This is a genomic window from Streptomyces cyanogenus (genome assembly GCF_017526105.1).
GTDB lineage: Bacteria > Actinomycetota > Actinomycetes > Streptomycetales > Streptomycetaceae > Streptomyces > Streptomyces cyanogenus.
Map to the genome: position 1 here is coordinate 3,478,809 of NZ_CP071839.1, position 24,607 is coordinate 3,503,415.

Below are 24,607 nucleotides of genomic sequence, written 5' to 3' on the forward strand. Positions count from 1 at the left end.
GGCCGGTGGCTCACCTGGGCCGCACGGACACCAGCTCGGCCCACACCACCAGCCGGTACCGGGAGGTGAACTCGGGGGTGCAGGTGGTCAGGGTGAGGTAGTGCCCCGGCTCGTGGTAGCCGTATCCGGGCCGGACCAGCGAGCGCGGGACGGGCCGGACGACCCCCGAGTCCAGCGCCGACGTGCGCGGCAGGATCCGGTCGACGCCGTAGGTGTACGTCGCCGTCCGCGTCTCCACCTCGACGGCGTCGCCCCGCCGCAGCCGGGGCAGGTACCGGAAGGGCTCGCCGTGCGTGTTCCGGTGCCCGGCGAGCGCGAAGTTCCCGGCCTGGCCCGGCTGCTGGGTCCCGCGGTAGTGACCGACGTACCCCTTGTTCAGCACGTCCGCCTTGCCGACTCCCTCGGCGACGGGGACGCGCAGGTGCAGCCGGGGGATGCTGAGCACGGCGTACGCCCGGGACCGCCGGGGCGGGGACGCGGGTACGTCCCGCCGCGGCGCGCGGGACGTGCCGGGGGCGGGGGCGGCGGATCCGGGGGCCGAGGCCGTACCGGAACCGCCGGGAGGTGCGCCGGGGCCGGCCGTCGTACCGCTGCCCCACTCCCGTTCCAGCGCCGCCACCTCGCGCGCGGCCCCGCGCCGGGCCTCGCGGTTGGTCCACCACAGCTGGTGCACCACCAGCAGCAGGAGGACCAGCCCGGCCGTCACGAGCACCTCGCCCCCGCTCCACAGCACCCGCCTGCGCCGGGCGCCCCTGCGCCGATCGCCGTGCCCCACGACCCGCACGCCCGCCACAGCCCGCATCCGCGCCCACCTCCACCGGAACCGCCCGCACCATAGGCGCGGCGTCCCCAACTGGCCAGAGACAGACGGGCACGCGCCGGGATGTGGTGGATGTGCTCCGACCACAACCCGCCCGGCACGGCCGACGGCGGCAACAACCTCCGGTCCTGGACCACGGCCGGCACGCCTCCCGCCTCGCCGCGGTCGCCCTGCGGCGACCGCTACACCGCCCGCTCGGACGCGTACCTGAACGGCGCGTCGGTGTCCGTGCCATGCGCGGCGAAGTCGGTGCAGACGCTGCAGGTCGACGGCGTCACCGTGTGACGGGCCGGTTCAGCCGAGCGGCAGGGCGTCCTGGTAGCCGTTCGCCGGCCGGGGCACCTTCGTGACGGTACGGGCGTCCAGCCCGACCTGCGCGGAGCCCGTGCCCAGCGTTCCGCCCGGGTGCCAGGTCCCGGTGACCGTCACCCAGGTGTTCGCGGGCAGGGCGGGCCCGCCGTGGATCCGCACCTTCACGGACTGGGCGTCGGCGGCACAGCAGTTGAGGATGATCCGGGTCAGCTCCCAGCTCCCGCCGTCCCCGGGGGTGACGAACCCGGTCATCCGGATCGTGCGCCCCTTGATGGCCTGTCCCCGGTCCTGCCGTACCCGGCTGGTGAAGTCGGAGAGGGTCATGGGCAGTGGCGAGGTGCGCGGCAGCGGATCGAAGTCGCTGTCGTGGACGACGGCCTTCGCCGGCTGCCGGGCGGCGGTGTAGGCGCCGAGGGCGGGCGGGGCGTAGACGAGCAGGCTGAGGGCGGGCAGCAGGAGCAGCCAGGTGACGCGGGGCACACCGGAGTGGCCGTGGTGGTGGTGCTCATCGGCCTCCTCCGCCCTGTCGAGTACGACGCTCGCGATCCCGAGCACGAGCAGGACGACCCCGGAGGCGATGAGCGGGAGCCGCATGCCCTCCTTGACGTAGCGCAGGCACAGGTCCGTGAAGAGGGAGACGTGCAGCAGCCCGAGCCCGCAGAGGACGAGGAGGCCCGCCTGGAGCGAACGTTTCACGGCGGCCCCCGGCAGTCCGGCGTCACTTGTCGGCTTCACAGCAGCCCCCATCCGGTCAGCGCGCTGCACGCGACGGCGACGACGACGGTGGCGGCGGAGAACCGCACCGCGAAGGCCCGCCCGAAGGTGCCCGCCTGCAGGGCGATCAGCTTCAGGTCGACCATGGGCCCCACCACCATGAACGCCAGCCGCGCCACCGGCGGGAACCCGGTCAGCGAGGCGGCCAGGAAGGCGTCCGCCTCGGAGCACACCGCGAGCAGTACGGCCAGCCCGGCGAGGAACAGCACGGACAGCCAGGGCGCCGCGGCGAAGGTGTCGAGCACGGAGCGCGGGACGGCGACGTTGAAGGTGGCCGCGGCGATGGCACCGAGCACCAGGAACCCGCCGGCGTGCAGGAAGTCGTGCTGGAACCCGCGCCGGAACTCGTCGAGGCGGCTGCGCCCCGGCCGGTGCCCGGTGTGCCGTACGACGGGCTTGAGCCACTCGGCCCGCCCGAACCGGAGCCACAGCCACCCCATGACGAGGGCGGTGGCGAGGGAGGCGAGCAGCCGGGCGAGCACCATGGCGGGGTTCCCGGGGAACGCGATCGCGGTGGCGGTGAGCACCACGGGGTTGATGGCGGGCGCGGACAGCAGGAACGCGAAGGCGGCGGCCGGTGGCACCCCGCGCCCGATCAGGCTCCCCGCGACCGGCACCGAGGCGCACTCGCACCCCGGCAGGACGGCTCCGGCGACCCCGGCCACGGGTACGGCGAGCACGGGCCGCCGGGGCAGGATCCTGTTGAACACCCCCTCCGGCACGAAGGCGTTGATCGCTCCGGACAGGGCCGTACCGAGCAGGAGGAACGGCAGGGCCTGCACGGTCACGGCCAGGCACACGGTCCGCCAGGCCTGCACGGCCGGGGCGTCCCCCCAGCGCCCGAGGAGGAAGAGGAGGGTACCGGGGACGACGGCGGCGCCGACGAGAAGGAGGGGCCAGTGCCGGGGCGGCTCACGCCCGTCGTCCAGGACAGCCGCTTGATCGTCCACGACCAGCGCACCCGTCTTCTGCATGCCGGCTCCACCCCGTGTAGATGTCGGCACCGAAGATATCCATATATCCATACCGGGATGCACACCCCCCTGGGGGCACCTCACTTTTGTCACCGCCCGGCAGTACGGTGTCCCCCATGCGCCCCGACACGCCTGCCGAGAACGTCGACCACACCGCCGAAGCGGCACGCCTGGAGCGGACCGCCGGCCTGTACCCGGAGGACGCCGAGACCCTCCTCCTGCGGGCGGCGGCCCACTTGGAACTGTCCGGCGACCGCCCCGCGGCGACGACCCTGTACGACCGCCTGCTCGCGTCCGCCGAGACGCTGGACAACCCGGCCCTGGTCCGCGCCCTGAAGGCGTCGAACCTGTGGGAGTACGGCCATGAGGCGGAGGCGAGGGCGATCATCGAGGGCATCCGCACCGCGGCTCCCCGGGACCCGGCTCCCTGGGTGATCGTGGCCGAGGCCCTCGAATCGCACGACGAACTGGAGGCGGCGGCGGAGACGTTCGGTGAGGCCGCCCGCCTCCTGCTGGGGTCCTCGGACGAGCCCCCCGCCACCACCCACCCCCTCCTCTACGGCCGCCACCGGGTCCGCCGCATGCTGGGCCTCCCGCACGACGACTGGGACACCCTCGCGGACACCCTGCACACCTCCCCGGTCTCCCTGGACGAACTCCACGACCCCAAGCGCGTGTGGTCCCTGGGCTCGGACAACCCCGCGGAACTGGTGGCGGAGATCTCCCGCCTCCGAGCCGAACTCGGCGCCTACCGCGAGGCCCTGTCCCGCCCGTTCCCGGTGGCGGTCCTGCACTGGCCGGCCCCGGAACTGTCGGAGCTGCTGTCGGCGTACCCGACGCTGAGCACGGAGTACCCGTCCCACGCCGAGCACCTGTCGACCATAGAGTCCTCCCTCCGCGAACTCTCCGCCTCCGGCACGGCCAACCTGGGCATCGTCACCGGCACGGTCCCCTCGTACGAGGCCTTCGCAGCCTCGGAGGGCACCTCCCCGGCGGACCCCACCCTGCTGCCGCAGTACGCGACGACTCTGGCGGCCCGGGGGAGGGCTGTGGCCTGGCCTCCGGGGCGGGGGGCGGGGTGTTGGTGTGGGGCGGGTGAGAGCTACGAGAGCTGCCACGGAGCCTAGGCAGCTAAGGGCCTCGCGCCCAGTCCGCCCACGCTTGTCAGTGTCTGCTGTTAGAACGGATCAGAACCGGCACGAGTAACCGTGCGGGACAGCGACACTGATGAAGGAGCCGGCGTGACGCAATCGGGGGGCCTGAGCAAGCCAGTCGCGGGCATCTATGAGCAGCTCATCACCGAAGCTGTCCAGGAGCGGATGAAAGGTCTGGAGGCCGCCGGCTGGAAGGCCATCGACGTCGAGGTCAGCCCCGAGTCCACCCCGCACGTGCTGGCGCGCTACGTCGGTGAGGTTGTGGGGCGAAGGCTCAGTCAAGTCCCGCCGGACCAGCAAGTCTCCCTCGTCAATCGGGTGTTGCAGGCGTTGTCGAGCGTCCCCTCCGCAGATGAGGCCACGAGTGCCATCGCGGAGGGACCGCGCCAACTGCTCGCTCTGGCGGAACAGGAAGCACCCGGCGTGTATGCCGTGCGTCCGCTCACCCCGCTGTCGGAAACAGCCCTGATCACCAACTCGCCGGATGATCCGAGCTTGGGCAGCGAGCTGCGAGCGGAACTGGCGACGGCTGACCGGATCGACCTGCTGTGCGCGTTCGTCAAGTGGTACGGCCTGCGGGTGTTGGAAGACGCACTACGCGCCGCCCGGGACCGTAAGGTGCCCATACGTGTCATCACGACCACCTACATCGGTGCAACCGACCGGCATGCCTTGGATCGCCTTGTCCGCGATTTCGGCGCGCAAGTGAAGGTCAACTACGAACTCCGCTCGACCCGGCTGCATGCCAAGGCTTGGCTCTTCCGACGTAACAGCGGCTTTGACACGGCCTACGTCGGCAGTTCGAACCTCTCAAAGGCGGCGCTCCTCGACGGCTTGGAGTGGAACGTTCGACTGTCCTCGGTAGCCACGCCAGCGGTGCTCAACAAGTTTGAGGCGACCTTCGACGCGTACTGGAACGACAACGCGTTCGAGAGGTACGACCCAGACTCCGATGGCGAACGCCTTGACCGAGCCTTGGCTCAGGCCGGTGGGTCCAGTCCTACCGCCGACCTAAGAATCAGTCTGTCCGGCCTTGAGGTACGCCCCTACCCGCACCAGCGGGACATGCTGGAACGCCTCCGCGTCGAGCGAGAGATCCGCGGCCGCAACCGCAATCTCCTCGTAGCGGCAACGGGCACCGGAAAGACCGTGATGGCCGCGCTGGACTACCGCGACCTGCGCAAGAAACTGGGCGATGGATATCCGCGGCTGCTCTTCGTAGCCCACCGTAAGGAGATCCTCGACCAATCCCTCCGCAAGTACCGCGAGGTCCTCGACAACGCATCCTTCGGTGAACCGCTCTACGGAGGGCAAGACCCAGTTCACTGGAACCACGTGTTCGCCAGTGTGCAGTCACTCAGCGTCCAGCGGTTGGAGCAGCTTGCACCTGAGCACTTCGACATCATTGTGATCGATGAGTTTCACCACGCCACGGCAGCCACGTACCGTCGCATCATCGAGCACTTCAAGCCTAAGGAGCTCCTGGGTCTCACGGCGACTCCTGAGCGCATGGACGGCCTCAATGTGCAAGATGAGTTCTTCGACGGTCGCATCGCGGCCGAGCTACGTCTGTGGGAAGCCCTCGAAAACGATCTCCTGTGCCCCTTCCACTACTTTGGCATCCCCGACGGAACCGACCTCACCAACGTCACTTGGCAGAAGGGCTCCTACAGCGATCGAGACCTGGACGGGGTCTTCACCGGAAACCACGCCCGCGCCCGCATTGTCGTCAAGCAGATCCGCGACAAGGTGTCCAACCCCGGCGTCATGCGCGCGCTCGGCTTTTGCGTGACCAAGGCTCATGCGCACTTCATGGCCGAGTTCTTCCGTTCAGCCGGCTTCCAAGCCGTAGCACTCGACAGCGACTCAACCACTGAGGCCCGGGCACAAGCCCTGGCCGGCCTTCGAAGCGGTGAGCTTCAGGTCATCTTCTCCGTCGACCTGTTTAACGAAGGCCTCGACATCCCCGACATCGACACGTTGTTGTTGCTGCGCCCTACCAACAGCGCGACCGTCTTCCTCCAACAATTGGGCCGGGGTCTTCGCCGAACGGAAACCAAGCCGGTGGTCACTGTTCTTGATTTCATCGGTCAGCACCGAGCTGAGTTCCGGTTTGAAGAGCAGTTCCGCGCTCTAACCAACCTCTCACGCAACCGGTTGGTCGACCACATCGAGCACGACTTCCCGCAACTCCCCTCCGGATGCCAGGTCATCCTGGAAGGCAAGGCGAAGGACCTCGTCCTGGGGAACATCCGTTCGCAACTAGGTGCCACGATCAAGACGCTCGTGAAGGAGATAAAGGAGTACCGCACCCCGCGCCTCGCGGACTATCTCCGGGAGAGTCGACGTGAGATCAAGGAGCTCTACAAGAGCGGCAACTCCTGGACAGCCACCTTGCGTAAGGCGGGTCTGGTACAAGAGCCAGCACCCGCGGGAGAAGCAGTACTCCTCAAGCGGGTTCACGCCTTTCTACACGTAGACGATCCTGAGCGGGCGCATGCCTATCTCAGACTATTGGCCGATGATGCCTCTGATTACGACAGCCTAGGGACAAGGGAGCAGGCGTACGCCCGCATGCTCTTCTTCAACTTGTGGGACGACGCTGGGGGGTTCACAAGCTTCCAGGAAGGGCTGGAAGCGCTGCGGACCCAACGGGCAGTCCGCGACGAGCTGCGGCAGGTACTGAAGTGGGTCAGTGAGCAGACCGATCACTACCCGATCGACCTCTCGGGCCCCCACCGCGCACTCCCGTTGAAGGTGCACAGCGCCTACAACCGTTCAGAGATCCTCGCGGCGCTCGGCGTCGCTCGCTTCGGTGGCCAGATGCCCAGGTCGTTTGCCCAGGGCGTGCAGTGGGTCGAAGAGCTGAAGACCGACGCACTCCTCATCACGCTGGAAAAGAACGAGAAGGACTTCTCTCCCACGATCCGCTACAAGGACTACGCGCTGAGCCCGACGCTCTTCCACTGGGAGTCACAGAACGCCACGTCGGAGAGCTCCCCCACCGGCTTGCGCTACCAGCACCACGTCCGCCGAGGCAGTCACGTTCTCCTCTTCATGCGCCGCTACAAGAGCACCGACATAGGCAAGTCGCAGCCGTGGATGTTCCTCGGGCCGGCCACCTATGAGCACCACACCGGCAGCAAGCCGATGGCGATCACATGGCGACTGGAGCATGAGTTGCCGGCCGATGCCTGGAGCTACGCGGCTGTCAACGCAGGCTAGTTGAGCAACTTTGGTGTCAGTGCGGTCAGCTAACGTCAAGGTATGGGCATACCTTCGATCACCCCTGGGCTCCTGACCACGCGCGCGGACATGGATGAGCTGTTCGGCGGAGGGAGCCAGGGCGGGATCCTCCCCTCGACGATCACCCCAAACATCCTGATTTACGTAGATCACGACAGTGGCAAGCAGTACGGCTACGAGGACGGCTGGCTGGCGGAGGAGGACGACCTCGGGCCGATATTTGAGTACACGGGTCAGGGGACCAGCGGAGACCAGACGTTTCTGGGAACGAAGGGCTCCCGCAACGCGGCTGTCCTGTACCACGCGGAAGCCGGGAGATCTCTTCGCGTGTTCATGGCAGAGGGCAAGGTTCCTGGCTCCAAGTCCGGCGCCAAGCAGCAACGTTACGTCGGCGAGTTCGCATTGGACCTTAAGCAGCCGTACACCGTGCGCGAGGCGAAGGACCAGCATCACAAGCCGCGCCGCATCATCGTTTTCCGACTGCGCCCCACGGGAGAATACCAGCGCCTGCCCCAGGACCTGGTCAGACCCGCGGAAAAGACCAAGGCACAACGAGTCTTGGCAAGGGTCGCTACGACCAAGCTACCCGAGCCTAAGACGACCACCGCAAAGAAGGTCGCACCACGGCAGAAGCGCGCAGCAGAGAGCAGACGCGCAGCTCAGCCGAGCCTGATCGCCGAACTCCGCCAGTCGACGCTTCGCAACGAGTACCTTCAGGAACTCATCCACAGAGGACATGAAGTCTTCGCGTATCAAATAAAGATCGCAGGCACCACAACCATCCTCACCACCGACCTCTATGACGCCACCGAGCACGAGCTTTATTCGGTACGCGGCGAAGGCAGCCGCGAGGAAGTGCGCATAGCTATAGGTCAGCTCAAAGACTATGTGCGGCACATCGAGCCGCGCCCCAAGCTCGCCGCACTCCTTCCGGAAAGACCGCAAGATGACTTGCTAGACCTTCTCCACACGGAGGGAATCAGCGTCATCTATCAGGGTGACCACGGATACGTCAGAAACACCGCAAGGTAACTGCCTGCCCGCACCCTTGGAGTCACCATGGCAACATCGCCGGAGCACGACTTTCTCTCACACGCAGCCCTTCGCATCATGGAGAGCGCTTCGAGATCGGGACTCTTCGGCTACACGGAGGGACAGCGCAAGCTCTTCGACTTCTCCTGTGACCTCAAGAAGGACTGGTCGAAGGTAGTCGTTGGACAGACCTTGTGGCAGCACGGCGGCGACGGAATTGATAAAGACCTCAGGACGCTCCTCAATGAGCGCGATATCGCTGCCGCGGTCTACATTGCCCGCCATGAGAGTCGGCTCCGCACCCGATTCGCTGAAGTAACTCAGTCACATCTCGACACGCCCTTACGGGACCGACTGGCTCGGTTGCGGGTCTTCTGGGTGCCGGCGGATTTCAAGACAGGCGACGAGAAGACCGAGAAGTCCACGTACGACTCCCTGCGCGAGGAGATAACGAGGGATCTACTCATGCATGTGGCTCTCGGCGGGCTGACCCCTCAGGATGTGAAACGCTTCGCCGCCTCAAGACGTCCCGGCCTCCCTCTTGCAATACTCTCCCACGTCAAGCAGAACGGTTATCGCAACCACAGACATACGGCGAAATCCCTGGACGTCAGCCTGGACGCACTGCGCTACGAGACCGAGCGACTCTTCATCATCGGCTTTCTGGAAAGCGAGAGCCTCCAAGGCGGCATCTATGACGTTACCGATAGCGGCAACGCGATGCTTGATATCTGCTCACGACTGCGCGACTACCTCAACGGCAACCTTGGCCAGGACAACAGAAACGCCGAGTTCGAGCATATTTGCAGCCTGCTCGGAATAGCCTACCCCTCCATACCCCTCACAACTCGCTTGCTGGGCAAGGACGCTGAAGTAGACCTACAGGATCCAACGGCTCTGCTGTTGCAACACGTGGCACAAGCCGACCGAGACGGTTCGGTGCGCTGGCCCGGGCCGTACTTCGCGTTGCCTGCGGCCTCAACGCTCTTTTAGCGGGGCACGGTGAGAAGCGGCGGGCGCCGCGCCTTCTGGGGCGGCGCCCGGGGCACTTGTGGTCGTTATGCCGTCGGCGCCAGGTCCGCGCGGCCGAAGAGGAGGGCGTAGCCCGGGGGGAGTTGGGTGAGGACTCGGCTGGTCAGGGGTTCGCCGATGTGGTTCGACAGGACGCTCAGGACCGAGCTGACGTCCCAGCGGGCCGTCGCCGGGGTCGAGCCCTCGATGCGCGTGGCCACCGACTCGACGAACTCGCGGGCCGTCAGGGGGTGGGTCGCGGGGATCTGGGAAGCGATGACGCGGCCCGCCTCCCGGGGGAGGGCCTGGGCCAGGGCCACGCGTTCGTCGCCGGTGACGTGTCCGCCCAGGGCCGAGAGGACGATCCGGGTGACGCGTTCCGCCTCCGCCCGTGTCGGGTACTGGCCCGCTTCGCGTACCGCCTCGGTCAACTCCAGCCAGTCGGCGTCCTCCACCGCGCCCTTGGCACGCGGGCGCGGGGTCGTGGTCGGGGCGGGGATGGCGATTCTCGGCTGCGGGGTCGTCACGGTCATCGTGGTGGCTCCTCCTCCGGGACACTTCGGGGCACCGGAAGCCCGGTACCCCGTAATGCAGCGGGCATGGGCGGCAGTTCGGCCAATGTGGGACTGGTGGGGGTTCTGCGGTGTGTGCCGCCTTTCGGAAGTGTTCGGGGCTGTGTGGGGTGTGTGGGCTGTAGGGAGTGTTCGGGGGCGTGTGGGCTGTAGGGGCCGCGCGGTCTTCGGGGTTGTGGTGGGTCTCCGTACGAGGGGATCGTGGAGGGTTTCCGTCGGGGGGTGAGATCGCGGCGGGCGGTGGCGGGAGCCGCACGGGTCCGGCACCGGACAGGCCACTGGGCCGGTACCTGCTGCGGACACAGGACCGCCGCGCCGGTACGACCGGAGGTGACCGGCGCGGGCGAGGCCGCCGGGGGGCCGCTGTTTGCCGACGCGTCCTGGGTGCGCCGGGGCCGTCGGTGGCCGACGAGTGCGGATCTGGCGGTCGTCGGCGAAACGAGGTCGCCGGCTTCATCGCTGGTCGGCGAGACCGGGCCTGTCGGTCACCGGCAAACCCGGATCGCGCCGGTCCCATGGGTCACCGGCCAGACCGGCCCTGTCGGTCACCCGCAGACCCGGCATCGCTCCTGACCATCCGCCACCGGCGCCACCAGGCAATCCGTCCCCGGCGACACCAAGCCCCGCCGGCTCCCGCCAAACGGCCCCGTCGGTCATCAGCCGCTGATCTGCTTGCGGTCGCCGCCTCCGCCGGTGATCTGGATGCGGCGTGGCTTGGCCTGTTCGGCCACCGGGATGCGCAGGGTCAGGACGCCGGCGTCGTACGAGGCGTCGATGCGCTCGGTGTCGAGGGTTTCGCCCAGGAACAGCTGGCGGGTGAAGGTGCCCGTGGGCCGTTCGGCGACCAGCATCTCCGCGTCCTCGGGAGCGGGGTTGCGGCGCTCGGCGCGGACGTTGAGGACGTTGCGCTCGACGTCGAGTTCGATCGTCTCGGGGTCGATGCCGGGCAGGTCGAAGTGGACGAGGAACTCGTCACCGGACCGGTAGGCGTCCATCGGCATCGCGGACGGACGGGCGTTCGGGCCCAGGACCTGCTGCGCGAGTCGGTCGAGTTCACGGAAGGGGTCGGTGCGCATGAGCATCACAGGTCACTCCTCTCGTCAGGGGCTGTTGTGCGATGCCCTACGGCTTCTTATATAACTCTCCGCTGGAAACTTGACAAGCCTCGACTCAGGTTCGCGGGCGCCGCTCGCCTGCGCGTTAGCCTCGGGACGGACATCCGGGATACGAGGAGGCACTCATGGCCAGGGTTCCCAGCGCGGTCGTCGCCGCCACCGGGCTCATCGGCGGCTACGGCGTCGCCCGCTGGACCAGGAAGCGGCAGCTCGGCGGGGCCGTCCTGGCCGTCGCCGGTGCCGCGGCGGCCCAGCAGTGGCGCAGCCGGGCCGGCGGGAAGGCGGCCGGTGCGCTGACCGCCGCCTACGTCGCCGCGTTCGCCGGATCCCACCCGCTCGCCAAGAAGGTCGGCGCCTGGCCGTCCGTGCTCGGCGTCGCCGGTGCCGTCGCCGTCGCCTCCTGGGCCGTCGCCGACCGCAAGGCCGCCTGAGCCCACACCTTCACGGCACTCACCTTCACGACACCCCCGCCCGGAACGCCCTCCGGTACGCCTGCGGGCTCGTCCCCACCACCTTCCGGAAGCGTTCCCGGAAGGCCGTCGGTGAGCCGAAACCCGTCTGCACGGCGATGCGTTCCACGGGGTGCCCGGTGGTCTCCAGCAGATACTGGGCCCGCCGCACCCGCGCCCGGTGCAGCCACTGCAGCGGCGTCGTACCGGTCTGCTCCCGGAAGCGGCGATTGAGGGTACGGGTGCTCATGCCGGCCTGCGCCGCGATCCCGGCCAGCGTCAGATCGCGGTCGCAGTGGTCCTCCAGCCAGGCCAGCAGGGGCTCCAGGGTGGTGCCGGCCGGGGCCGGGGGCAGGTCGTGGACGATGAACTGGGCCTGCCCGCCCTCCCGTTCCAGCGGCATCACCGACATCCGGGCCACGTGCGCGGCGACCGCCGAGCCGAAGTCCTTGCGGATCATGTGCAGGCACATGTCCAGGGCGGCCGCGGCACCCGCCGACGTCAGGAACCGGCCGTTGTCGACGTACAGGACGTTCGGGTCGACCGTCACCTCCGGGTGGCGCCGGGCCAGCTCCGCGGCCGCGAACCAGTGGGTCGTCGCGCGCAGCCCGTCCAGCAGGCCCGTCGCCGCGAGGAGGAACGCGCCGACACAGATGGACGCGATCCGGGTGCCGTTCGCCGCCGCCGCGCGCAGCGCCTCGGCGATCCCCGGCGGCAGCGTCCGCGGTGGTTCCGCGACCCCGGGCAGGATGATCGTGTCGGCCTCCGCGAGCGCGTCCAGGCCGTACGGCGCCCGGACCGTGAAGGCACCCGCGCTCACCTCCTCCCGCACCGAACACACCCGTACCCGGTACGGCTCCCGGCCGTCGGGCAGCCGGGCCCAGCCGAAGGTGTCGATGGGGGCGGAGAGGTCGAACGGGATGACGCCGTCCAGCGCCAGTACGGCCACGGTGTGCATGGCGAGAGCGTAGGGGTACGACGAGTTGTCGCCGACAAGGGTTCGTCGTCAAGAGGGGTCCGGGAGCGGGCAGACCCGAAGGCAGAGCCCTACGGGGACGGACGCGAGAAGGCGGAGGCGTCACGGGAAAGGGACGCGGCGAACGCAGAGCCGCTACCGGAGCGGACGCACCGAGGCGCAACCGGCCTCTGCCGTCGGCTCCCTGGTGAGGCACCTTTCAGCAGCCCCCCCGTTGGCGAGAATCCGTCGAACCCTGGCACTCCTGCCACTCCTCCAAGATCCACGCCGCCCCTACCGTCCTCCTGTGACCAAGTTCCTCCTCGCCGTCCACGTCATCGCCGCGATCCTCGCCGTCGGCCCCGTCGCCGTCGCCGCCAGCATGTTCCCGCCCGCCGCCCGCCGGGCCCTGGCCACCGCAGCCGATGACCTCGACGACCCCCGCGGCTCCGGCGCCGTGGGGACGCTGCACCTGCTGCACCGGATCTGCAGGGTCTACGCCGTCGTCGGTGTCGTCGTCCCGGTGTTCGGGTTCGCCACCGCGGGCCGGATGGGCGTGCTCGACAGTGCCTGGCTGATCGTGTCGATCGCCCTGACCGCGCTCGCCGCCCTCGTGCTCGTCGCGCTGGTGCTGCCGACCCAGACCGCGTTCCTCGAAGGCGGTGCCGGGCCCGAACGGGCCGTGCGGCTCGCCATGTTCACCGGGCTGTTCAACCTGCTGTGGGCGGCCGTGACGGTGCTGATGATCGTACGGCCCGGCTCCACAACCGGCGCCTGACAGCGAAGGAACCCACCGCCGCGGCGGCGACCGTCACGGCCTGCTCGCCGCCGGCGGTGCCGTCGGACCGCGCCCCTCGGTACCGCGCGAACCGCGCGTCCCCCGGGACGACCGCGCCCCCTGCGCCGCCGCCCTGGTCCGGCCCGCCACCGCCGTCAGCGGGCGGGCGATGTCCTCCAGGGAGCGGCGCTCGGCCCGTACCGCCAGGGCCGCCGCGACCAGACCGGCCGCGCACATCAGCGTGGCGCCGATGCAGAAGGCCAGGACCGTGTCGCCGACCCGGCCGGTGCCCGTGAGGTCGGCGAAGAGCAGGGGGCCGCTGATGCCGCCGGCCGCGGTGCCGAGGGCGTAGAAGAAGGCGATCGACATCGCCCGCGTCTCCATCGGGAAGATCTCCGACACCGTGAGGTAGGCGCTGGAGGCGCCCGCCGAGGCGAAGAACAGCACCGCGCACCAGCAGGCCGTCAGCGTGCCCGCGCCGAGCGAACCCCGGTCGAACAGCCACGCCGTGGCGAACAGCAGCAGGCCGGAGAGCAGATAGGTCGAGGAGATCATCACGCGGCGGCCGACCGTGTCGAACAGCTTGCCCAGCAGCAGCGGGCCGCAGAAGTTGCCCACCGCGATCACCGCGAAGTAGTAGCCGGTGTGGTCGGCGGGCACGTCGAAGAACTTCGTCAGGATGGCGCCGAAGCCGAAGGTGATCGCGTTGTACAGGAACGCCTGGCCGATGAAGAGGGAGAAACCCAGCACCGCCCGCTTGCGGTAGCGGCCGAAGACCGTGCGGGCGATCTCCAGGAAGGTCACGTTCTTGCGCTGGTGGATCTCCAGCTCACCCTCGGGCTCCGGGAGCCGCTCGCCCCTCTCCGCCTCCACCCGGCGCTCGATGCCCGAGACGATCTCCTCCGCCTCCCGGTCCCTGCCGTGGATCAGCAGCCAGCGCGGGCTCTCCGGGACGTGCCGTCGTACCAGCAGGATGACCAGGGCCAGGACGGCGCCCAGCGCGAAGGTCAGGCGCCAGCCGACGTTCGCGGCCAGCAGGTCGGTGTCGAGGGCGACGATCGACAGCAGCGAACCGCCGACCGCGCCGAGCCAGAAGCTGCCGTTGATGACCAGGTCGACCCGGCCCCGGTAGTCCGCCGGGATCAGCTCGTCGATCGCGGAGTTGATCGCCGCGTACTCGCCGCCGATGCCGAAACCGGTCAGGAAGCGGAACAGGAAGAACCACCAGGCCTCCCAGGAGACCGCCGTCAGCGCCGTCGCCGCGAGATACACCGCCAGCGTGATCATGAAGAGGTGCTTCCGGCCGAAGCGGTCGGTCAGCCGCCCCCAGAACAGCGCACCCAGGCAGGCGCCCGCCACGTACAGGGCGGCGGCGATGCCGGTGATCTGCCCGGAGGAGATGGACAGTCCGCTGCCGGGCTCCGACAGCCGGCCGGCGATGTTGCCGACGACCGTGACCTCCAGGCCGTCGAGGATCCACACGGTGCCCAGACCGATCACGATCGTCCAGTGCCAGCGGGACCACGGCAGACGGTCGAGTCGGGCGGGGATGTTCGTGGTGATGGTCCGGCCGGTCTCCGGTGACGGCGCTTCGGCTGCTGCGCTCATGGGGGCTCCCTCCGTGTCGAGGCGGGATACCGGGTGCCCGGAGCGCACCGGAACAGTCCGGTCAGGCCCCCAGCCCACGCGACACCGCGTAGATCACCAGACCCGCCAGGGATCCCACCACCGTGCCGTTGATCCGGATGAACTGCAGGTCACGGCCGATGTGCGCCTCGATCTTCCGGGTGGTGTGCTCGGCGTCCCAGCCGGCCACCGTGTCCGTGATCAGCGAGGTGATCTCCGCGCGGTACGTCGTCACCACGTGCACCGCCGCACCCTCCACCCAGGAGTCGACCTTGTTCTGCACCTTCGGCTCGGTCGCCATCCGCGACCCCAGGGACAGCAGCGCGGCCCGCACCCGCGTCCGCAGCTCGCTGCGCTCGTCCTCGGCGGCCGCCACGATCATCGACCGTACGGCCGTCCACACCGACGCGATCAGGTCCTGCACCTCGCCACGGCCCAGCACCTCGCCCTTCAGCCGCTCCACCCGCACCCGGGTCTCGGTGTCGGACTGCAGGTCGGAGGCGAAGTCGGTGAGGAAGCGGTCCAGGGCGCCACGCGCCGGGTGCGAGGGCATGTCCCGCATCTCGGTGACGAACCGCAGCAGCTCCTTGTAGACCCGCTCGCCGACCTTCCGGTCCACGAACCGCGGGGTCCAGCCCGGCGCACCGCCCTCCACGGCCACCATCACGTCGTCCCGGTGCAGCACCAGCCAGTCGTGCGCGCGGGCCACCACCAGGTCCACCACCCGCCGGTGCCCGCCGTCGGCGACGATCCTCTCCAGCGTCTTGCCGAGCCCCGGCGCGATCTCCTGCGCCTCGGCCCGCCGGGTGATCGCCTCGCCGACGACCGCCTGCACGTCCGAGTCGCGCAGCACGGTCAGCGCCCCGCGCAGGGCGGTGGCCAGTTCCGCCGTGACCCGGTCCGCGTGCTCCGGCTCCGCAAGCCAGGCCCCGAGCCTGCTGCCGATACCGACCGCGCGCAGCCGCTGCCGCACGACGTCCTCGGAGAGGAAGTTCTCCCCGACGAACTCACCGAGCGAGACACCCAGCTGGTCCTTCTTGGTGGGGATGATCGCGGTGTGCGGAATGGGCAGCCCCAGCGGATGCCGGAAGAGCGCCGTGACCGCGAACCAGTCGGCGAGCGCGCCCACCATGCCCGCCTCGGCCGCCGCCGCCAGATAGTCCGTCCAGGCCCCGGCGCCCGCGTGCCCGGCCGTCTTCGCCAGGACGTAGACCACCGCGACGAACAGCAGCATGCCCGTCGCCGTGAGCTTCATCCGGCGCACTCCGCGCCGGCGCTCCTCGTCGGCCGGGGTGAACGCCGTCATCGTCTTGTACGACGCGACCCGCCCCGGTGTTCCCGTCTCGGTAGGTTCCATCAGCTCCACCCGTTCGGTGATCCCGCCCACAATTGTCCCTTCCTGACCGACTCCCGGAACGCAACAGGAGTTCCCCGCGTCTGTCTGAAGGGAGTAGTGGCAGGGTCCTGTCAGACCTCCCCGGCCCATGACGCATCATGGGTGAGCAAGATCGGAGCCTCGGGCTCCCATCTGTCGAGGAGAACAACACAAGAGTGGCCAAGCGTCATGGTTATGCCGTGCTCGGTGCGCTGATCGCCCTGGTCATCGCACTGTCCGCCGGCATCTACGTCACCGTCGCGGCCGATGACGGCACCCCCCGCAGCACCCTCGGCGACAACCGCCCGCACCGCGACTCGCACGCCGCCCCCGCCTCCACCGGCACCTGGGTCGGCGCCTGGGCCACCGCCCCCGTCGCCGGCGAACCCGGCACCGAGACCGCCGGCCTGGCGGGCCGCTCGGTCCGCAACGTCGTACACACCAGCACCGGCGGTACGAGTGCCCGGGTCACGCTGTCCAATCTCTACGGCCAGTCCCCCCTCGCCGTCACCCACGCGTCCCTCGCCCTCTCCAGCGGCGACGGCACCGCGGCCGCCGACGCGGAAACGATGCGGCGCCTCACCTTCGACGGCAGCACCGGCGTCGTCATACCCGCCGGCGGACAGGCCGTCAGCGACGCCGTCCGCATCACCGTCCCGAACGGCGCCGACGTCCTGGTCACCACCTACTCCCCCACCCCCTCCGGACCGGTCACCTACCACCCGCACGCCCGCCAGGTGTCGTACCTCGCCACCGGCGACCGCACCGAGGACGCGACCGGCACCCCGTACACCGAACAGACCCCGTACTGGCGCTACGTGACGGCCCTCGACCTGCTCAGCAACGAGGCCGCCGGCACCGTCGTCGCCTTCGGCGACTCCATCACCGACGGCATCACCTCCACCACCGGCACCAACCGCCGCTGGCCCGACATCCTCTCCGGCCGGCTGCGCAGCGCCCTGGAGGACGGGCAGCAACTGCCGCGCTACAGCGTCGTCAACGAGGGCATCAGCGGCAACCAGGTCCTCGCCGACGGCCTCGGCCGGCCCGCCGAGAACCAGAGCGGCCTCGGCCGCTTCGGCCGCGACGCGCTCTCCCGGACCAACGTCAAGGTCGTCGTCGTCGACCTCGGCGTCAACGACATCCTGCGCAACCCCCGCCTCGCCGACCCCGACCGCATCCTCACCGGACTGCGCACCCTGGTCCGCCAGGCCCACGCCCGCGGCCTGAAGGTCGTCGGCGCCACCCTGATGCCCTTCCAGGGCCACCGGGGCTACACCCCGGCCCGGGAGGCGGTACGGCAGCAGGTCAACGCCCAGATCCGGGCCGGCGGCGTGTACGACGCGGTCGTCGACTTCGACAAGGCCCTCCGGGACCCCTACGACCCGCGCCGGCTGCGCCCCGAGTACGACTCCGGCGACCACCTGCACCCCAGCGACCTGGGCTACCGCACCATGGGCGAGGTGTTCGACCTGCGCACGCTGCGGGGCGCGGGGCAGGCGGAGCTCTAGCCGGGCGGCGAGGAATACTGGCGGGCATGACCCGCCTGATCCTCGCCACCCGCAACGCCGGAAAGATCACCGAGCTGAGGGCCATCCTGGCCGACGCCGGACTCCCCCACGAGCTCGTCGGAGCGGACGCCTACCCCGACGTTCCCGACGTCAAGGAGACCGGTGTCACCTTCGCCGAGAACGCCCTGCTCAAGGCCCACGCGCTCGCCCAGGCCACCGGGCTCCCCGCCGTCGCCGACGACTCCGGCCTCTGCGTGGACGTCCTGAACGGCGCCCCCGGCATCTTCTCCGCCCGCTGGGCCGGCCGGCACGGCGACGACCGGGCCAACCTGGAGCTGCTGCTGGCCCAGCTGTCCGACATCGCCGAGGAACACCGCGGCGCCCACTTCGCCTGCGCGGCGGCCCTGGCCCTCCCGGACGGCACGGAACGGGTGGTCGAGGGCCGGCTGCGCGGCACCCTCCGGCACGCCCCCGCCGGCACGAACGGCTTCGGCTACGACCCGATCCTCCAGCCGGAGGGCGAGACCCGGACGTGCGCGCAGCTGACCCCCGAGGAGAAGAACGCGATCAGCCACCGGGGGAAGGCGTTCCGGGCGCTGGTGCCGGTGGTGCGGGAGTTGCTGGGCTGAGTGCACTAAAAACGGCCTGCGATTCGCCTTGGATTCGCAGGCCGTCCAGGTGCGGCGGAAGGGATTCGAACCCTCAAGCCCGATCAAGGGCCACAGATCCTAAGTCTGCTGCGTCGCCATTGCGCCACCGCCGCTAGCCGCCTGCCATCGTACCGGGAGTTGCTCGCCGCCTTCCGCCGCCCCTGCACCAGGTACTCGTGATCGCATGGCAGTTGGGGCACAGCAGCCGCAGGTTCTCCCGCCTGTTGTCGCGCCAGTCGCCGTCGACGTGGTCGATCTCCAGCGTCATCGGCTTGCCGCGCCACTCGGGGCCGACCCCACACCTCGCGCACCGCTCGGGAACGCCCACTTCGCGGAGCGCCCGCCGGAGGCGTTCGGTCGCGATCCGGTGTCCGCCTTCGTGCCGCACCAGGACGGCTTCCGGCCGCTTGGCATTCGTACCCGGCTTCCCTCGCTGATGTGCCTGGCCGAGAAAGTGCGCGGTGTCGAGACCGTCTTCGGCGATCCACTTGCCGAGCATCGTGCGTTGGCCGCCGTTGTTCGCACGACCGAGGCGGCGAAGGACCTCGGCGACGGATGCCGACACATCGACCACCGCCCGCAGCTCCTCCGGCGCGGGTCGCGCCTGCCTGCCGGTGGGTGAGAAGTGCGAGATGTCGATGCCGAAGTGGGCGAATCGCTTCACGAGGTATCCCCGCAGGTGGCCGTACGGCCGGGTGCCGAAGAAGGCGATGACCTCGTCCAGGTTCGAGCACTGCGCGGCTGCCTGGGCCAACCGCTCGCGTGTGTACTGCGGCGCTCCGCTGCTCATACGGCACCCGCCCGGGCACGGCTCTTGCCGCGCCCTCGGTACGTGTCGGTGGTCGAGTGGCAGTTGGGGCAGAGGAACCGGAGGTTCTCTACGCGGTTGTTCCGCCAGTTGCCGTCGGCGTGGTCGACTTCGAGTGGGAGTCGCTCGCCGAGCCAGAGCGGCTCGGTACCGCACAGGGCACAGCGCTCCTCCAAGCCCAGCTCGCGCATGGCCCGTTTGAGTCGCTGGCTCGGGATGCGTGGGGCATCCGCCGACGTGTTCTCGACAAGGATCTCCTCGGGCGTTCGCCGGCGCTGGTTGTGCCGCATCCGCTCGGTTCGGACGGCAGGCGTGAAGTGGGAGGTGTCGATGCCGTACGCCTTGATCCGCCGGGCAATGTTGGCCTGGTGACCGCCCACGGAGTCGAGCCCGAGCCGACGCACGACCTCATTGGTGCTCGTGGAAACCGCGACAACCGGCTCGAGAACCTCGCGCGTCCACTTCACCCCCTCCGGCGCGAAGTGCGACGTGTCGACCCCGAGCTTCTTCATCCGCCGCCTGATGTAGTCCCGCCTCGAACTCCGCGGATCCACCCCCAGCCTCTCCAGCGCCTCCGACAACGTCCTCGCCCCGCGAGCCGCCGCCTCCAGCCGTTCCCTCGTGTATGGGCTGGCCCCCATCGAGCCCCCTCCGTTCCGGGCACACGTTCCTTGCTCGTACGGAGTAACGAACCGGTTATCGGACAGTCACGCCCGGCATCACGGAAAACGGCCCGCGCCGGGGCTTCCGGTGCGGGCCGTTGTCGCGGTGGGGGCGGGTCAGATGCCCAGATCCTTGATGATCTTGGCCACGTGGCCGGTGGCGCGGACGTTGTACAGGGCCCGTTCCACCTTGCCCTCCTCGTCCACGACGATCGTGGAGCGGATGACGCCCAGGTAGGTCTTGCCGTAGTTCTTCTTCTCGCCGTACGCGCCGTAGGCCTCGGTGACCTTCTTGTCGGGGTCGGCCAGCAGGGTGACCTTCAGGGACTCCTTCTCGCGGAACTTCGCCAGCTTCTCCGGGGCGTCGGGGGAGATGCCGATGACGTCGTAGCCGGCGCCGGCCAGGAGGTCCAGGTTGTCCGTGAAGTCGCAGGCCTGCTTGGTGCAGCCGGGGGTCAGGGCGGCGGGGTAGAAGTAGACGATGACCTTGCGGCCCTTGTGGTCCGAGAGGGACACCTCGGTGCCGTCGGCGTCGGGGAGGGTGAAGGCGGGGGCCACGTCCCCCGGCTGGAGTCGCTCGCTCATCGGGCCAGCGTAACCGGGGGGCCTTGCGGTGCGGCGCGGCCCGGAGCTGACAGACTGTTCCGAACAGCATCAGGAGACTTCGGAGGCCGTACGGTGGCGGACACGTCGGACACCAGAACCCCGGCGCAGATCGAGGCGGACATCAGGCGCCGCCGTGAAGTGCTGGCCGAGACGCTCGACGAGATCGGGGTGCGGGTGCATCCGAAGACCATCGTCGGCGATGCCAAGGCCAAGGTGATCGCCAACGTCGATCACACGGTCGGCCGGGCGTATGTGCAGGTCAACCGGGCTGTCAGCGAGGTGCGGGCCCGGTTCGTGGATGAGGACGGGGCGCCTCGCCTGGAGCGGGTCGTGCCCGTCGCGCTGGTCGTCGTGGGGGTCGTGGGGCTGCTCGCCCTCGGGGCCCGGCGGCGCAGGGACTGACCGGGGCAGGTAGGTTCGAGCCGTGAGCGCCAAGAGAAACGAGCACAGCACTCCCCACCACGACAAGCTCCCCATCCGGATGCTGCACGACCGGGTTCTCGTGCGGCAGGAGACCGGTGAGGGCGAGCGGCGGTCGGGGGGCGGCATTCTGATTCCCGCCACCGCGGCGGTGGGGCGGCGGCTGGCCTGGGCCGAGGTCGTCGCCGTCGGTCAGAACGTACGGACGGTGGAGCCCGGCGACCGCGTCCTGTTCGACCCGGAGGACCGGGCGGAGGTCGAGGTGCGGGGCGTGGCGTATGTGCTGATGCGCGAGCGTGACCTGCATGCCGTCGCCGCGGACCGGTTCGAGGGGTCGGAGGACTCCACGGGCCTGTACCTCTAGCAACGCGCAGCGAAGAGGGCCGGTGACCATCGTCACCGGCCCTCTTCGTCGTGTCTTTACCGGGTTGCCGGGTTGCCGGGTTGCCGGGTGCGGCCGCTGGTCGCCGTCGTGGGGCCGAAGGCGACCAGCGGTCACTGATCCACTGCGTGGGTGAGGCGTCAGGTGCCGGGGAAGCCTCCGGTGCCCGCGTCGGTACCGGAGTTGTCGCCCCCTGTCGTGCCGCCGCCCGGGGTGCCGCCGCCGGTGGTCGTACCGCCCCCGGTCGTGCCGCCGCCGGTGGTCGCGCCTCCGCCGGTCGTGTCGCCGCCGGTGGTGTCGCCGCCGGTGGTCGCGCCGCCGCCCGTGGTCGTGTCACCGCCGGTGGTGGCGCCCCCGTCGGTGGTGGTGCCGCCGTGGGTCGGGGTGCCGGTGGTGCCGCCGGGGGTGGGGGTGGCCGTCGCGCCGCCGTCGGTCGGGGTGGCGGTCGCGCCGCCGTCGGTCCGGCCGCCGTCGGTGCCGGGCTGGGCGGTGCTGCTGGCGGGCGGCTCCTGGATCTGGTCGGCGCCCTGTTCGAGCTGGAGGTCGAAGTCGCTGGCCGGCTTGCCCTTCAGCGCGTCGCGGGTGTACTGCGCCCAGATCTCGGTGGGCGGGCCGCCACCGTTCATCCGGGCCTGGCCGAGGGCCCCGTACAGCGGCTGGTGCTTGGCCGTCACCGGGTCCTGGCCCATGACGGAGACCACGGTGGCCAGGTCGGGGGTGTAGCCGGCGAACCAGGCGGCGGTGTCGCTCTCGGCGGTACCGGTCTTGCCGGCCGCGGGGCGGCCCGCGTTCTGTGCGGCGGTGGCGGTACCGCTCTGCACCACGCTCTGCAGGACGGCGGTGGTGGTGTCGGCGGCCTCCCGGCTGACGGCCTGCTCGGCCGGCTGGTCGGGCAGCCTGACCTCCTCGGTGCCCTCCTTGGTGATCTTCTCGACCAGCGTGTACGTGCCGTGCTTGCCGTGGTTGGCGAGGGTGGCGTAGGCCTCGGCCATGTCCAGGACGCTGGCGGTGGCGGTGCCGAGGGCGATGGACGGGTACGGCTGGAGGTCCGGGGTGTCGGAGGGGACGCCGAGGTCGATCGCGGTCTGCTTGACCTTGGCGGGGCCGACGTCGACGGCCATCTGCGCGTACACCGAGTTCACCGACAGGTCGGTGGCCTTGCGGACGGTGATCGGGCCGTACGACCGCTGGTCCTCGTTCTCGGGGGCGTAGGCGCCGCCGCTCCAGCCCTGGACGGGGCGCTGGTTGGTGCCGTCGTAGACCGTGTTCGGGGTGATGGTGCGGCCGTCCTGGGTGGTGGACCCGTTCTGCACGGCGGAGGTGAACACGAACGGCTTGAACGTGGAGCCGACCTGGAAGTCACCGCGGGTGGCGCCGTTGGTGTACTGCTTCACGTAGTCGATGCCGCCGTACATCGCGACGACCTTGCCCGTCTTGGGGTCGACGGAGGCGCCGCCGGCCCGGACGTAGGTGTCGGCCTTGCGGTTCTTCTTGTCCAGCTTGGACATCAGCTGGTCGTCGACCGCCTTGACGAAGGCGTCCTGCCGCTTCTTCTGGATGGTGGTGGTGATGCGGTAGCCGCCGGCCGCGAGGTGGTCGGAGTCGATGATGTTGTTGGTGGTCAGATAGTGCTTGACCGCCTCCACGAGGTAGCCGCGCTGGCCGGACATGCCGGTGGAGATCGTCTGCTCCTTCGGCATGGGGAACTTCATGCCGGCGCGCTCGGACTCGCTCAGCCAGTCCTTGGTGACCATGCCGTTGAGGACGTAGTTCCAGCGGGCGACGGCGGCCTTCTTGTTCTCGGGGTGGGCCACGACGTCGTACTCGCTCGGCGCGTTGACGAGCGCGGCGAGGTAGGCGGCGCGGGCCGGGTCGAGGTCGGCGGCGTCCATGCCGTAGTAGGCCTGGGCGGCGGCCTGGATGCCGTAGGCGTTGCGGCCGAAGTAGCTGGTGTTGAGGTAGCCCTCCAGGATCTCGTCCTTGGACTTGTTCTGGTCGAGCTTGATCGAGATGAAGAACTCCTTGGCCTTGCGGGTGACCGTCTGTTCCTGGGCCAGGTAGTAGTTCTTCACGTACTGCTGGGTGATTGTCGAGCCGGACTGCTTGCCCTTGCCGGTCGCGGTGTTCCACGCGGCGCGGAGCATGGCCTTCGGGTCGACGGCCGACTCGGTGTAGAAGTCGCGGTCCTCCGCGGCCAGTACGGCGTGCTGGGCGTCCTTGGAGACCTGGGCGAGGCTGACGTTCTCGCGGTTGACCTCGCCGTCGCGGGCGAGCTGGGAGCCGTCGGCGTAAAGGTAGACGTTGCTCTGCTTGGTCGCGAAGGCGTTGGCCGGCGGGATCTTCACGAGGGAGTAGCCGAGGAAGAACAGTCCGACGAGCAGCAGTACGCCGATGACGAAGGTGCCGAGCACCATGCGCCACGTGGGCAGTATCCGCCGCCATCCGGTCCGCTTGGGCCGCTTGCCCTTCTTGGCCTTGGCCTTGCCGTTGCCGTTGCCGGTGCCTCCGGGCGTGTCACCGTCAGCGGCGGCAAGAGCGGTGGTCTTCGCCTCGGTGGAGGGGGCGCCGGGCGCGGCGGCGGCAGCACCGGCTGCGGGCGCGGCGCCCTTGGCGGCCTGGGCACCGGCGCCCGCGGCGGCAGCGGCGGTGCGTCCGGCGGCGGCCTGGGCGGCGGCCGCGGCACCGGCGGCTCCGGCGGCGGTACCGGCGGTACCGGCAGCGCGTGCGGCGCGGGCGGCACGGGCGGCGGCCGGGGAGGAGACGGCGGCACCAGCACCAGCACCAGTCTCGCGGTTCTGGCCGGCGGGGCGGGGAACGGTGGGGCGAGGGGTACGGCTGTCGGAGTCCGAGTCCGCGCCGGCGCGGGGCGCGCCGATCCGCCGGAGCACCTGCGTGGTCTCGGGCGCCTGCTCGGCACCGCCCGCCTCACCGGCCTTCGGCCCCTTCGGCGGGGTGACCCGCCGAAGCACCTGCGTACTCTCGGCCGGCTGCTCGGCCGGGGCCCCGGGAGCGGCCGGCTTCTTGCCGCGGGGTCCCTTGGCAGCGGCCGGGGCGTCACCGGCGGCCGAAGCCGCACCGCTGACCGCGGCACCACCGTCACCGGAAGCACCACCGGGCCCCGATCCACGCCCGGACGCCGAAGCCCCCTTGGAGTCCGCGCCCTCACCGGACACCGACGCGCCACGCCCGGACGCCGGACCACCACCGGACGCCGCACCACCACCGGACGGCGAAGCACCGCCGGAAGCCGGACCACGGCCAGACGCCGAAGCCCCACCGGAAGCCGGACCACGGCCAGACGCCGGACCCTCACCGGAACCCGGACCACGGCCAGCCGCCGAAGCCCCCTTGGAGCCCGCGCCCTCACCGGACACC

Annotated in this window: 23 protein-coding genes and 1 tRNA gene; 11 read left to right on the top strand and 13 right to left on the bottom strand. The window is 69.9% G+C overall.

Going from position 1 to position 24,607, the window contains the following annotated elements; genetic code table 11:
* Positions 1-10 precede the first annotated feature (10 nt).
* Positions 11-802, bottom strand: coding sequence for a class E sortase (locus S1361_RS15580; protein WP_208032451.1), 792 nt, complete (start codon positions 800-802; stop codon positions 11-13).
* Between the two features lie 90 nt (positions 803-892).
* Between S1361_RS15580 and S1361_RS15585 the strand changes: the two genes are divergently transcribed.
* Entirely contained in the window at positions 893-1,105 is a 213-nt protein-coding gene (locus tag S1361_RS15585) for a hypothetical protein (RefSeq protein WP_208036977.1), read from the top strand.
* Positions 1,106-1,114: 9 nt separating this feature from the next.
* Here S1361_RS15585 and S1361_RS15590 read toward each other — a convergent pair whose 3' ends face one another.
* Together S1361_RS15590 and S1361_RS15595 are read right to left on the bottom strand one after the other, a co-directional pair.
* Positions 1,115-1,828 carry a TIGR03943 family putative permease subunit gene (locus S1361_RS15590; RefSeq protein ID WP_208032452.1) on the bottom strand — a complete coding sequence of 238 codons (714 nt, stop codon included), beginning with the start codon at positions 1,826-1,828 and terminating at the stop codon, positions 1,115-1,117.
* 35 nt (positions 1,829-1,863) lie between these two features.
* Complete coding sequence (locus tag S1361_RS15595; protein WP_208032453.1) at positions 1,864-2,880, bottom strand: permease; 1,017 nt, start codon at positions 2,878-2,880, stop codon at positions 1,864-1,866.
* Positions 2,881-2,996: 116 nt separating this feature from the next.
* On the opposite strand from S1361_RS15595, the gene S1361_RS15600 reads away from it, so the two are divergent.
* From S1361_RS15600 to S1361_RS15615, 4 genes are all read left to right on the top strand, one after another.
* Entirely contained in the window at positions 2,997-4,007 is a 1,011-nt protein-coding gene (locus S1361_RS15600; protein ID WP_208032454.1) for a tetratricopeptide repeat protein, read from the top strand.
* Between the two features lie 192 nt (positions 4,008-4,199).
* A complete protein-coding gene (locus S1361_RS15605) occupies positions 4,200-7,259 on the top strand; it encodes a DEAD/DEAH box helicase (RefSeq protein WP_208036615.1) in 3,060 nt (1,019 codons plus the stop codon).
* Between the two features lie 42 nt (positions 7,260-7,301).
* Entirely contained in the window at positions 7,302-8,312 is a 1,011-nt protein-coding gene (locus tag S1361_RS15610; RefSeq protein ID WP_208032455.1) for an SRA domain-containing endonuclease, read from the top strand.
* A gap of 27 nt (positions 8,313-8,339) precedes the next feature.
* Positions 8,340-9,305 carry a hypothetical protein gene (locus S1361_RS15615; protein WP_208032456.1) on the top strand — a complete coding sequence of 322 codons (966 nt, stop codon included), beginning with the start codon at positions 8,340-8,342 and terminating at the stop codon, positions 9,303-9,305.
* Between the two features lie 65 nt (positions 9,306-9,370).
* Here the strand turns inward: S1361_RS15615 and S1361_RS15620 are convergent, their stop codons facing one another.
* Complete coding sequence (locus S1361_RS15620; RefSeq protein WP_208032457.1) at positions 9,371-9,856, bottom strand: DUF2267 domain-containing protein; 486 nt, start codon at positions 9,854-9,856, stop codon at positions 9,371-9,373.
* Between the two features lie 695 nt (positions 9,857-10,551).
* Complete coding sequence (locus S1361_RS15625; protein ID WP_208032458.1) at positions 10,552-10,977, bottom strand: Hsp20/alpha crystallin family protein; 426 nt, start codon at positions 10,975-10,977, stop codon at positions 10,552-10,554.
* Positions 10,978-11,135: 158 nt separating this feature from the next.
* Between S1361_RS15625 and S1361_RS15630 the strand changes: the two genes are divergently transcribed.
* Positions 11,136-11,441, top strand: a complete 306-nt coding sequence (locus tag S1361_RS15630) for a hypothetical protein (RefSeq protein ID WP_208032459.1) — start codon at positions 11,136-11,138, stop codon at positions 11,439-11,441.
* Positions 11,442-11,466: 25 nt separating this feature from the next.
* On the opposite strand, the gene S1361_RS15635 is transcribed toward S1361_RS15630, so the two are convergent.
* On the bottom strand, positions 11,467-12,417 hold the full coding sequence (locus S1361_RS15635) for a GlxA family transcriptional regulator (RefSeq protein ID WP_208032460.1): 951 nt from the start codon (positions 12,415-12,417) through the stop codon (positions 11,467-11,469).
* Between the two features lie 304 nt (positions 12,418-12,721).
* Here S1361_RS15635 and S1361_RS15640 point away from each other — a divergent pair, with 304 nt between their 5' ends.
* Positions 12,722-13,192, top strand: coding sequence for a hypothetical protein (locus tag S1361_RS15640; protein WP_208032461.1), 471 nt, complete (start codon positions 12,722-12,724; stop codon positions 13,190-13,192).
* A 33-nt stretch (positions 13,193-13,225) separates the two neighbouring features.
* On the opposite strand, the gene S1361_RS15645 is transcribed toward S1361_RS15640, so the two are convergent.
* On the bottom strand, positions 13,226-14,800 hold the full coding sequence (locus tag S1361_RS15645) for an MFS transporter (RefSeq protein WP_208032462.1): 1,575 nt from the start codon (positions 14,798-14,800) through the stop codon (positions 13,226-13,228).
* A 61-nt stretch (positions 14,801-14,861) separates the two neighbouring features.
* On the bottom strand, positions 14,862-16,175 hold the full coding sequence (locus tag S1361_RS15650; RefSeq protein ID WP_243769182.1) for a DUF445 domain-containing protein: 1,314 nt from the start codon (positions 16,173-16,175) through the stop codon (positions 14,862-14,864).
* A 194-nt stretch (positions 16,176-16,369) separates the two neighbouring features.
* On the opposite strand from S1361_RS15650, the gene S1361_RS15655 reads away from it, so the two are divergent.
* Both S1361_RS15655 and rdgB read left to right on the top strand, forming a co-directional pair.
* Positions 16,370-17,704 (top strand): SGNH/GDSL hydrolase family protein, encoded by a 1,335-nt coding sequence (locus S1361_RS15655; protein WP_208032463.1) that lies wholly within the window; start codon positions 16,370-16,372, stop codon positions 17,702-17,704.
* Positions 17,705-17,730: 26 nt separating this feature from the next.
* Positions 17,731-18,333: an RdgB/HAM1 family non-canonical purine NTP pyrophosphatase gene (gene rdgB / locus S1361_RS15660; protein WP_208032464.1), complete on the top strand. Its 603-nt coding sequence runs from the start codon at positions 17,731-17,733 to the stop codon at positions 18,331-18,333.
* A 50-nt stretch (positions 18,334-18,383) separates the two neighbouring features.
* On the opposite strand, the gene S1361_RS15665 is transcribed toward rdgB, so the two are convergent.
* The 4 genes from S1361_RS15665 to bcp all read right to left on the bottom strand — a co-directional run bounded on the left by S1361_RS15665 (position 18,384) and on the right by bcp (position 20,409).
* Positions 18,384-18,467, bottom strand: a tRNA-Leu gene (locus tag S1361_RS15665).
* Positions 18,467-19,144 carry an HNH endonuclease signature motif containing protein gene (locus S1361_RS15670; protein WP_208032465.1) on the bottom strand — a complete coding sequence of 226 codons (678 nt, stop codon included), beginning with the start codon at positions 19,142-19,144 and terminating at the stop codon, positions 18,467-18,469. The genes S1361_RS15665 and S1361_RS15670 overlap by 1 nt, the downstream gene beginning before the upstream one ends.
* Positions 19,141-19,803 carry an HNH endonuclease signature motif containing protein gene (locus tag S1361_RS15675; RefSeq protein WP_208032466.1) on the bottom strand — a complete coding sequence of 221 codons (663 nt, stop codon included), beginning with the start codon at positions 19,801-19,803 and terminating at the stop codon, positions 19,141-19,143. Before S1361_RS15675 ends, S1361_RS15670 begins: the two co-directional genes overlap by 4 nt.
* Before the next feature lie 138 nt (positions 19,804-19,941).
* On the bottom strand, positions 19,942-20,409 hold the full coding sequence (gene bcp, locus S1361_RS15680) for a thioredoxin-dependent thiol peroxidase (protein WP_208032467.1): 468 nt from the start codon (positions 20,407-20,409) through the stop codon (positions 19,942-19,944).
* A 93-nt stretch (positions 20,410-20,502) separates the two neighbouring features.
* Here bcp and S1361_RS15685 point away from each other — a divergent pair, with 93 nt between their 5' ends.
* Both S1361_RS15685 and S1361_RS15690 read left to right on the top strand, forming a co-directional pair.
* A complete protein-coding gene (locus S1361_RS15685) occupies positions 20,503-20,832 on the top strand; it encodes a DUF3618 domain-containing protein (RefSeq protein ID WP_208032468.1) in 330 nt (109 codons plus the stop codon).
* 22 nt (positions 20,833-20,854) lie between these two features.
* Positions 20,855-21,214, top strand: coding sequence for a GroES family chaperonin (locus S1361_RS15690; protein WP_208032469.1), 360 nt, complete (start codon positions 20,855-20,857; stop codon positions 21,212-21,214).
* Between the two features lie 158 nt (positions 21,215-21,372).
* Here the strand turns inward: S1361_RS15690 and S1361_RS15695 are convergent, their stop codons facing one another.
* Positions 21,373-24,201 carry a transglycosylase domain-containing protein gene (locus S1361_RS15695; RefSeq protein ID WP_208032470.1) on the bottom strand — a complete coding sequence of 943 codons (2,829 nt, stop codon included), beginning with the start codon at positions 24,199-24,201 and terminating at the stop codon, positions 21,373-21,375.
* Positions 24,202-24,607 lie beyond the last annotated feature (406 nt).